Origin of the sequence: Luteitalea sp., assembly GCF_044337415.1 — a bacterium.
In the GTDB taxonomy this organism is placed as follows: domain Bacteria; phylum Acidobacteriota; class Vicinamibacteria; order Vicinamibacterales; family Vicinamibacteraceae; genus Luteitalea.
In genome coordinates this window covers 1-3,600 of the sequence record NZ_JBIINP010000321.1, presented here as the reverse complement: position 1 = coordinate 3,600, position 3,600 = coordinate 1, and the positions used below count along the sequence as shown (strand labels likewise).

The 3,600-nt window shown below is 70.2% G+C and carries 3 protein-coding genes; 1 reads left to right on the top strand and 2 read right to left on the bottom strand.

All coding sequences use genetic code 11. From position 1 onward, the window contains the following. Together ACIRDX_RS21680 and ACIRDX_RS21675 are read right to left on the bottom strand one after the other, a co-directional pair. A partial coding sequence (locus tag ACIRDX_RS21680) for a 6-pyruvoyl-tetrahydropterin synthase-related protein (RefSeq protein WP_396627506.1) occupies positions 1-921 on the bottom strand: 921 nt, incomplete at its 3' end. Positions 922-1,014: 93 nt separating this feature from the next. Then, positions 1,015-2,229 (bottom strand): pyridoxal phosphate-dependent aminotransferase, encoded by a 1,215-nt coding sequence (locus ACIRDX_RS21675; RefSeq protein WP_396627505.1) that lies wholly within the window; start codon positions 2,227-2,229, stop codon positions 1,015-1,017. A 255-nt stretch (positions 2,230-2,484) separates the two neighbouring features. Between ACIRDX_RS21675 and ACIRDX_RS21670 the strand changes: the two genes are divergently transcribed. Beyond that, positions 2,485-3,444 (top strand): VWA domain-containing protein, encoded by a 960-nt coding sequence (locus ACIRDX_RS21670; RefSeq protein ID WP_396627507.1) that lies wholly within the window; start codon positions 2,485-2,487, stop codon positions 3,442-3,444. The last annotated feature ends 156 nt before the right edge of the window (positions 3,445-3,600 follow it).

Here is a 3,600-nt window from a genome sequence, read left to right as displayed (position 1 = left end):
CGTCGCCCTCGACCTGTCGATCCCCACGAGCACCAGGCCGATCAGCGCGAGCAGGATCGGCACCAGGCCGGGAAAGAGGTCGCCCTCGGGCCGCACGAGCGTCTGCAGGTGCGTGCTCCACAGCCGCAGCTGGTCGTTGGCGGTGAGCCAGGCGTAGCTGTCGGCGCTGTACTGCACGACGGCCGCGAGCGGCCGAGCCGGCTGCCCGAGGCGGCGCAGCTGCAGGTACGGATACAGGAAGGGCGCGGTGATCGCCACGCCGACGAACGCGGTGACGAGGGGGCCGAGCCAGGCGCGCGGGTCGCGGAGGCGGCCGCGCAGCAGGATCTGCGCGATGACGTACGGCGGCAGCCAGAGCGCGCCGTACACGAGGAAGTACCCGTTGGACAGGTTCTGCGCCGCGAGCGCCACGCCCGCGAGCACCGCCGCCTTCATCCGTCCGTGCTCCCACCACTCGTGCAGGCCCCACAGCGCGAAGGGGAACCACTGCGACGACAGCACCTGGAGGTGCGGCCCCTGGTTCACGCGGTAGAGCGCGAACCCGTACAGCAGGCCGGCCACGACCCCCGCACCGGCGTGGCGCGTGAGGCTGCGCACGAACAGGTAGGCGCCGAGGGCGGAGAGCACGAACGACGACAGGAACAGCAGGTCGTACGTGAGCAGGATGTTGCCGGTGAGCGCCTGGACCGGCGCGCCGAGCACCGCCTGCGTCACCAGCAGTTCCGACTGCCCCAGTCCGTAGGGCGACGGATGGAAGATGTTCGGGTGCCACCAGTCGGCGAAGGCGCCGAGGTCGCCGCTCAGCAGGCGACCGGCCTGGTGGTAGTGCCAGGCGAGGATCCAGCCGTTGAGCAGCGGATCGCCCAGATCCCACGGCACGTCGCGGCCGAGGCCGGCAGCGACCGGCCACGTCCAGGCCACGGCGAGTACCGTGAAGAGGATCGTGGCGGCCAGCGGTCCCGGCCGTGCCGCCCCGAGGCGCCCGTCGGGCCCGCGTGCGTCCCTGGCCAGCGCCTACCGCCCTGCCAGGAAGTCGCTGGTGTAGGCGGCGATGCGGTCGTAGATGGCGTGCAGGTCCGCCGGCGGCGCCAGGAACACCACGCGGAACGCGCCCATCGCCGGATCGGTGCCGAAGCCTGAGCCGAACACCGTGAGCACGCCGGTCGCGCGCAGCAGGCCGAGCACGTAGTCGACGTCGGTCTTGCCCGGGGGCAGGGCCACCTGCGGCATGGCGTAGAACGCGCCGGTCGGGCGCACGCACGTGATGCCGGGGATGGCATTCAGGCGATCGGTGGTGATGTCGGCGCGCTCGCGGAGCTCGGCGCGCAGCGTGTCCTGGAAGCTGCGGTCACCGCGCAGTGCCTCGGTGATCGCGTACTGCATCGGCCCGGGGCTGCACAGCCGGCCGTCGGCCAGCTTGCGAAGGCCGCCAAGCAGGCCGTCGAGGCGCGGCGTGCGACCCACGGCCATCCAGCCGGCGCGCCAGCCGGGCGCGAGGTAGGCCTTGGACAACGACGAGTACGAAATGATTGCCGCATCGGGGTCGATGAGGCCGAGCGGGGTCACCGGGCCGTCGTAGGCGAGGTCGGCGTAGACCTCGTCGGCGATGAGGAGCAGGCCGTGCCTCTCGGCGAACTCGACGAGCGCGCGCCGCACGTCGGCCGGATAGACCGCCCCGGTCGGATTGTTCGGGTCGATCACCACCAGCGCCCGCGTCCGTGGCGTGACCAGCGTGGCCAGGTGATCGAGGTCGGGCAGCCAGCCGCGCGACGGGTCGGTGCGGTAGTAGGACTCCACCGCGCCGAGCTTGGCGATCACCGCCGTGTACAGCGGATAGGTCGGCGTCGGCACGAGGACCTCGTCGCCGGCGTTGAGCAGGGCGGTGAGCGTGAGCTCGATGCCTTCCGAGGTGCCCGAGGTGAGCAGGACGCGGTCGGGATCGACCTCGAGGCCGCGGCCGCGGAAGTCGTCGGCAACGGCCTCGCGCGCCTCGAGGATGCCGGGCGACGGCGTGTAGCCGTTGTGGCCGTCCCGCATGGCCCTGGCGACGGCCTCGACCAGGTGCGGCGGGGTCACGAACCCGAACGGGATCGGGTCGCCGATGTTCAGGTAGGCCACCTTCGTCCCGGCAGCCTCCACCTTCTTCGCCTCGACCACGATGTTCCGGATCGCGTAGCTGAAGCCGTTCACACGGTCGGCCACGGGCAAGGGCGTGCTGGTCAGCGCCATGGCCGGATTGTAGCCCTACAGGTTGATCTCCGCCTCTCCGACAAGGGAGAGCGGAAGCACAGGCGCAACCTCAGGCGGCAGCCCTCAGCCACAGGCAGCCTGCAGGCTACGGCCTGTAGCCGTTTCGCGTAAAAACTACATGCGCCGAGGCGTTCTTACACGAATTCGCTCATCCATTGGCGAAACGCGTCCCGGAAATGCGCTCGATCGCGGACATCGGTGACTGGCAAACATCTTGATAAAGCGAAGGGCGTGATGCGGAGCCTGCGGCGAGCGCTGATTGGAGGCCTGGGGGGAGCGGCACTGCTGCTCACGCCGGTGCACGGCCAGTCGCCCGTCCAGGACCGCCCGTCGGCCACCTTCCGCAGCGGCGTGAGTCTCGTGTCGGTGAACGCCGTGGTCAAGGACCGGCGCGGACGGCCGGTGCGCAACCTCACCCGCGACGACTTCACCGTCCTCGAAAACGGGGCCAATCGCCCCATCGTCGATTTCGGCTTCTCCGACCAGGGTGCCGTGTCGTTCGGCGTGCTCATCGACCAGAGCGGCAGCATGACGCTGTCGAACAACCTCGATGCGGCGCGCGAGGTCATCCGGCACCTGGTCGCATGGTTCGACGCCGGGCGCGACGAGATCGCCCTGTTCGCCTTCGACAAGCAGCTGCGCGACGTGCAGCCGTTCACGACGGACGCCGACGCCATCACTGCGGCGCTCCCGCGCCTGACGGCCTACGGCACCACGGCCCTGTACGACGCGATTGCCAGCACCGCGGAGCAGCTCGAGACGCGGCCCTCGCCGCGGCGCGCGCTGATCGTCGTGACCGACGGGCTCGACACGGCCAGCACGAAGACGGCCGAGGACGTGTCGGCCATCGCCAGCGCCATCGACGTGCCGGTCTACGTGGTGGTCGTGATGTCGCCGGCCAACCATCCCGATCACGGCGGCATCCCGCTGCGCCAGGGCGACGCGCCGATCACGACGCGCCTGGCCAACCTCGCCTACTGGACCGGCGGCGACATGCTGATCGCCTCCACGCCGGCCGAGACCAGCCAGGCGGCACGCCGCCTCGTGACCGACCTTCGCCATCAGTACCAGCTGGCCTTCGAGTCGTCCAGCCGGGCCGGATGGCACGAACTGGCGGTGCGCACCCGCAACCCGGATCTGCAGGTCCGCGCCCGCTCCGGCTACATCGCCCAGCCGTCATCACACGGCAACTGACTGTCCGCATTCACGTCTCGAGAGGAAAACGACCATGTTGCAGCGAGCCTTCATCGCCCTGTCCATCAGCGCCCTGGCCATCACCGGCACGTCGGCGTGCGCCACCAAGAAGTACGTGAACACCCGCGTCGGCGAAGTCGACGGCAAGGTCACCAC